Here is a 5,613-nt window from a genome sequence, read left to right as displayed (position 1 = left end):
TGACACCCGGGCCAACCACACCTGGCGCACCGTCAGACACCCACATGTCCAACAACGTGACAGCGCCGCTGGGAGTACTGCTGGCAAATCGGCGGCTGAGGTATCCCGAGGCGCCATGGGCGGCCTGGGCGGGGCCCGCCCAGGCCGCCCATGAGGACTGGATGAGGACCTCACGGAAGGGGGATGGCGACCACCTTGAATTCGGCCGCCGGGTTGCCGACGTTGGAGAAGTTTTCGCCGAAGTTGGCGTCCACTACGTAGAGGCGGCAGCCGAACGCCTTGGCCGCGGTCGGCCATGCGGCGCCCGGCACCTCGGTCGTGCCGAGGATCCGTCCGGCGGTCAGCGACCGCGAGAGCTTGATCTCGACCACGCCCTTGGGGTTGGCCACATACAGGGTCCGCCCGATCAACTGCAGACTGTCAGCCCCGTCCCACGTACCGTGGAGGGTGATCCGTCGAGCGTCGGCCACCCCGGCGGTGCCAGTCGGCACGCGGTAGAGAGCTGAACCCCCCTCGGCGGTCTCGGACTGGGCCACGATCAGGTGCCTGCCGTCGGGCGTGGCGTCAATGCCGTTGGCGTTGAAACCGGCGCTGGTGGGGGCCCAGTCGCCACCCAGCACCACCTTCTCGGGCGAGCCGATCTTTCCGTTGGCCCCGATCGGCACCCGGATGAGGGCCGGGCCGCGGCTGTCGGTGAACCAGGCGGCGTCGCGGGTCACGGTCACGTCGTTGAGGTACGCGGCGTCGGGGACGGTGACGTCGGCGAGCAGTGCGCCGGACTTCGTGTCGTACACGCGGAAACTGGTGACGGTGCCGGGGACGAAGGCGTCGCCACCACCGGCCACCCACAGTCGGCCGAAGCGGTCGATGTTCATGCCGACCGCTATCCGGTGCGGGCCGGGCGACGGGGCGAACTGCCTGACCACCCCGGTCTTCAAGTCGAAGCGCTTGATGGAGCCGTCAACCAGTGAACCGGTGTAGGCCACGCCCTTGTCGATGGCGATGCCCTCGGGGGAGAACCCGTTGGGCAGCCGCACCACCTGGGGGGACGGCTTGGCGGAGTCCACGGCGGGGACTGGCCTGGCCGCGCCTGCTGCGGGGAGCGGCCCGGCCGATGCCGGAACTGCGGACAGACCGGCGATCACCAGCGCGGTCATGAAGAGGGGCAGGACTCGTGGCATGGAACTCCTCCGCATGCGTCCCATGGAGTTGCTCTGCGAGCCGGACGGCTCGGTGTGCGATGCCGCGGCACGCACACCGCCACGGCTGGTCTGGTTGGTCATCACAGCTCTCCGTAAGGTGTCAGGCGGCCCGAGAGGGCCGGGTGTGGCTGATGGTGTTCTGCCGGTCGTCGCTCACGTGGCGCGCGACGAGTGGCCGTCCGGCTCTCCGGGGCACCCGAGCGCCGGGGCCCTGCCGGGTCACCATGAAGTCGGTGGATTGGTGCGGCTGCGACTACTTCCCGGCAGCGCCCAGGGGAAGGATCGTGCGGAAGGTGAAGACCGCGGCAACTGCCACCACGACGTGCATGACGAGCAGCGCCACCACGCCGACCGCGTCGGCGTGCGGTGTGTAGTCGCTGACGAGCATGGCGAGGTCGGGGATGAAGGAGACAACGACCACGGCGGGGACGAGCTTGCGCAGCAGCGACTCAGGGTCCTTCGAACTTCGCCGGACGATGCTCCAGCCGATGGCGCCTTGAGGCCTCGTCGACAGCAGTGAGGAATGCACGGGTGCGCTGAGCGGTCGCGCAGGTGTCGATCAGGACACCGCCGTCCTGGCTCAGGACGGCGCCGGCGTTGTTCAGCCGCCAGGTGCCGTCGGGCTGGACCCAGGCGTGCACGCCGGGCACGATCTCCACCGGGTGCGCGTCCCGGTCGCCGGACCGGCTTGGGGGCTTGGGCACGGAGTCGGACGCCGACCGCGGTTGGTGCTGCTTGGGCAAGGCTGGTCCTCCTGTCAGGGGGCATACCTGGTGGTGTGCGGGGGTCAGGCCAGCTGGTCGCGGAGCCACTGCAGGCTCCAGGGGACGATCTCGTGGGCCTTCTGCATGGCGCAGTGGGTGGCGTTTGGGACGAGCCGGACGACGGTGTTCGGGCGGGACTCCAGGGGCCTGGAGTCGTCGGCCGGGACGTGCTGGTCCTGGTCTCCGTTGACGTACAGCAGCGGCACGGGGTCGCTGCCCCAGTCGTCCAGGAGCCCCTGCGTACGCAGCGAGAAGGCGGCCATGGCGGCCTGGAGTTGGGCGAGGCTCGGCTCGGCGTCCAGCCGCAGGGAGTTGCCGAAGACGCCGGGCATGCCGAATCGGAGCCGGGCGGCGGCCTCGGGGGAGAAGGCGGTGTCGATGAGCCCGCCGATGCTCACCGCGGCGTCGACCATCCGGCGCAGGGCCAGCTTGATCGTCCAGTGCCCGCCGAAGCTGAAACCGACCGTGCCCACCTTGCGCGCCTCGGGAAAGCGGCGGCGCAGCCAGTCGAGGACGTCGCCGACGTACAGCTCTCCGTCGGGTCCGCTGGCGACCGGCGATTCTCCGGTCCCGGCCATGTCGACGGTGGCCACCCGCGCGCCGACCAGTCGAGCCGTCGCGAGCGCGGTGGCATGCACCTCGACCTTCCAGGTGTCCACGCCGCTGAAGACCAGCACGATCGGGGCGTCCGCGGGCAGGTTCTCGGGGACGTAGAGGTGGGTCGGGACCTGCACGGTCTCTCCGCGGAAGTCCACGTCGATCACGTGGCGCTCGAAGGGCACCTCGAAGTCCGACGAGGCCTCCAGGAAGGTGCGCAGGTGGTTCTCGTAGGCCCGGGTGTGCGCCGCGTTGCCGCCCAGGACCGGGAACTTGGCGATCCCGTACAGGTGGCTGGCCTTCAGCAGATCACCGTCCTTCTCGGCCTGCTCGGCAAGGATCGACCACTCGTGCGCCCAGCTCCCGGGGCCCTCGGCCCATAGGTCGCTGATGCGACGGGACATCTCCTCCAGGACAGCGTCCTCGGTACCCCCGAACCGCCACTGGGGCGCGCGCTCCTCGATGAGTTCGGCGGGGTCTACGGCGAAGGTGAACGGCATGATGCAGCCCTCCAGAGGGTGAGACGGCGAGACAGTGAGTCCCCGTTCCCTCTAAGTGTGCACCATGGTGCACTCATGCACTAGTGGTGCATCTATAGAATGGCGTCAGTGGCAATCGAGTACACCGACCGTGACTTCCAGGCGAGGGAACACACGTGACCCGTTCACCCGCGGCGGCCAAGAGCCCTGCAGACCCGACCGAGCAGCCGATGGGCCGCAGGGAGCGGCAGCGGCAGAGGATCCGTTCCGCGATCCTGGATGCCGCCCTGGAGTTGTTCGCCGAACAGGGCTACGCCGCGACGACCATCGACCAGATCGCGGAACGTGCCGACCTTGCCCGCCGAACCGTCTTCAACCATTTCCCCCGCAAGCGCGACATGCTGGATGCTTGGAGGATCGAGCGCCGGGATCTCGTGGCCGCCCGGCTGGGTGACGGCGGCGTCCGCCAAGCCCCCGCCCGCCGCCAGCTCGAGCTCCAGATGGAGGTCCTGGCCAAGGTGAACGAGGAGAACCCCAGGATGGCCCGTGTCCTCTCGCTGGGCTGGCTGAGCGAGCTGGGGACTTTCGAGAGCCCCTTCCCGGTCTTCGATTCGTTCCGCGACAGCGTCCGCCTCGGCCAGGAGAACGGCGACTTCCGTCCCTCCGTGACCCCGGAAACCGTCGCGGAGGCCCTCAGCGCCTGCTACACCGAAACCCTCCACCGCTGGCTCCAGGCACATCAGCACACCGACAAGCCATTCCCTCTCGGCCCGGCCCTTCGGGCGAAACTCGATCTCCTTCTCGACGGCCTGACGGCACCTCAGGACTGACGGCACGCCACATCCACATCCCGCCGCGGCCGGCATGCCGACCTGGCAGACCTCGGCGGAGGCTCAGGTGCGCACCAGGGCCTCATGCCGGCACGACTGCCTGGTCCGGACTTCGGGCTCGCGCTCTCAGCTGGGGACGCGACGGCGCTTGCGCCGCTGCAAGGGTGTTGACCTGTGGGGATTTCGGAGTGCTGGCGCTGATGCGCGGGCCCGGTCGCACTGCCGCTCGGTGGCGGGGCAGGTGGTCATGTGGTTACCCGCCCGGGTCTATCCCCCGCTGAGGGTATCCGCGTCCGCGCGGAACTCATTCGTTGGCATCACGGAGCGTGCGCAGGATGCGCTCCAGGCAGCGGCGGTCCTCGGATGAGAGCGGTCCGGTGACGTGGCTGCGGAGATGGGAGACGTGGGCGGTGATGGCGCGGTCGAGCGCCTCGGCGCCCTTGTCGGTCAGTGCGGCGAGTGCGGCTCGTCGGTCGGCAGGGTCGGGATCGCGGCGGATCAACCCCTCCTTCGCCATGCGGTCGGCGAGCCGGGTGAAACCGCCCGAGCTGAAGGACACGGCCTCCGCCAGATCCGTCATGCGCAGCCGGTGCCCGGGGGTGCGCCCCAGTCGCAGCAGCACCTCGAACCAGGTGTCCGGGACTCCCAGGTCCCGGTGTACCAGGGGCCTGAGGCGAGCGAACGCCTCCACGAACAGGCCGTAGAGTCGGGGATGACAAGGCACCGGCCGGGGTGGCGGCTGGCGTAGGCGTGGGCGTTGCGAGCTGGTCGCCGCGGCTGACGGAGGCAGGCAGGGGGATGAGCGCGGCCGGCTTGGCGAGGGTCGTTGCTCCAGCGCGGCCGATGACCAGGTCGGCGAGCCAGAGCGCGTCGGTCATCTCCTCGTGCAGATACTCCAGTTGCCGGTAGTTCTCGACGCCGGCAAGGGCGGGGTCGAGGTTGCCCGTGCCGCAGATGGCACCGTCGCGGCACCGGAGAAGGACCACACCGTCCGTTGCCAAATGATCTCCGGGGCTGGGCGGGTCGACAGTCCCTAGCGTCGGCCGCGCAAGAGCGATCCGAGCACCAGACCGGCGCCCAGACCGATCAGGGCGCCAGCCGATGCCCGCCATGCACGCGACGCCCCCGCAACGGGCGCGGCAGGTGGACTGGGGGCAACCGTCGAGCGTATCGGCGGTCCGGCAGCGATAGCGCGAGCATGCTCCTCGCCCACGATGGCCAGGAAGCGACGACCGACACGGCTTCCGGACGAACCGGCGATCCACGAGGCGTGAGCCCTGCTCCAGTAGTGCCGCCCCGCCTGTCCGGTGAACATCCCGAACAGCATGTCCCGCAGCAGGCTCTCGCGGATGGTCCCGATTTCGAAGCCCATCCATGCCTAGTTCATCATGAGATCGGCATAGACGTGCCGCTTCTGCTCATGCGGATCGGCGATGTCCGTGTCGCCCCAAACGGGCTGGAAAAGCGCCATGTCGTCAAGCTCCAGCCGGACCAGCTCAAGGTAGTAGCTGCGAATCCCCTGGACCTGCTCCGCCCTGGCCTGCAGGTTCTGAACGATCAGAGAGACGGCCACACCGGCCAACGCCAGCGCCGAGACGATCGCCGACGTGAAGCCGTACGCCGCGCCGATATCACTGAGCCTGTTCCAGTCCACTCCCTTGGAGCTGGATATCTGGGTCTTCAAAGTTGAGCGGTGCGGAGGTGTCCGCGGGCTCGGCGTGTGGTGACGCAGTGTGTCCGT

Annotated in this window: 6 protein-coding genes and 2 pseudogenes; 1 reads left to right on the top strand and 7 read right to left on the bottom strand. The window is 69.1% G+C overall.

Annotated elements, in window-relative coordinates; translation table 11 throughout:
• Positions 1–170: 170 nt before the first annotated feature.
• The 4 genes from F3T56_RS45265 to F3T56_RS45250 form a co-directional block, all read right to left on the bottom strand.
• Positions 171–1,283, bottom strand: coding sequence for an SMP-30/gluconolactonase/LRE family protein (locus tag F3T56_RS45265; RefSeq protein WP_172639489.1), 1,113 nt, complete (start codon positions 1,281–1,283; stop codon positions 171–173).
• 172 nt (positions 1,284–1,455) lie between these two features.
• Positions 1,456–1,623 carry a hypothetical protein gene (locus F3T56_RS46815; RefSeq protein WP_172639488.1) on the bottom strand — a complete coding sequence of 56 codons (168 nt, stop codon included), beginning with the start codon at positions 1,621–1,623 and terminating at the stop codon, positions 1,456–1,458.
• Positions 1,624–1,651: 28 nt separating this feature from the next.
• Positions 1,652–1,945 carry an MBL fold metallo-hydrolase gene (locus F3T56_RS45255; RefSeq protein ID WP_216373114.1) on the bottom strand — a complete coding sequence of 98 codons (294 nt, stop codon included), beginning with the start codon at positions 1,943–1,945 and terminating at the stop codon, positions 1,652–1,654.
• A gap of 44 nt (positions 1,946–1,989) precedes the next feature.
• Complete coding sequence (locus tag F3T56_RS45250; protein WP_149831281.1) at positions 1,990–3,063, bottom strand: dienelactone hydrolase family protein; 1,074 nt, start codon at positions 3,061–3,063, stop codon at positions 1,990–1,992.
• Positions 3,064–3,218: 155 nt separating this feature from the next.
• On the opposite strand from F3T56_RS45250, the gene F3T56_RS45245 reads away from it, so the two are divergent.
• Positions 3,219–3,872: a TetR/AcrR family transcriptional regulator gene (locus F3T56_RS45245; RefSeq protein ID WP_246204836.1), complete on the top strand. Its 654-nt coding sequence runs from the start codon at positions 3,219–3,221 to the stop codon at positions 3,870–3,872.
• Positions 3,873–4,176: 304 nt separating this feature from the next.
• Here F3T56_RS45245 and F3T56_RS45240 read toward each other — a convergent pair whose 3' ends face one another.
• From F3T56_RS45240 to F3T56_RS49150, 3 genes and pseudogenes are all read right to left on the bottom strand, one after another.
• Positions 4,177–4,563, bottom strand: a complete 387-nt coding sequence (locus F3T56_RS45240; RefSeq protein ID WP_246204829.1) for a MarR family winged helix-turn-helix transcriptional regulator — start codon at positions 4,561–4,563, stop codon at positions 4,177–4,179.
• 133 nt (positions 4,564–4,696) lie between these two features.
• Positions 4,697–4,750, bottom strand: a pseudogene (locus F3T56_RS49155) (hypothetical protein); the annotation flags it as partial.
• Between the two features lie 155 nt (positions 4,751–4,905).
• A pseudogene (locus tag F3T56_RS49150) lies at positions 4,906–5,526 on the bottom strand (DUF6082 family protein).
• Positions 5,527–5,613 lie beyond the last annotated feature (87 nt).

The sequence above is a fragment of the Streptomyces tailanensis genome (assembly GCF_008386495.1).
GTDB lineage: Bacteria > Actinomycetota > Actinomycetes > Streptomycetales > Streptomycetaceae > Streptomyces > Streptomyces tailanensis.
Note: the sequence above shows the minus strand (reverse complement) of the source record. Positions and strands in the feature narration are given on the sequence as shown.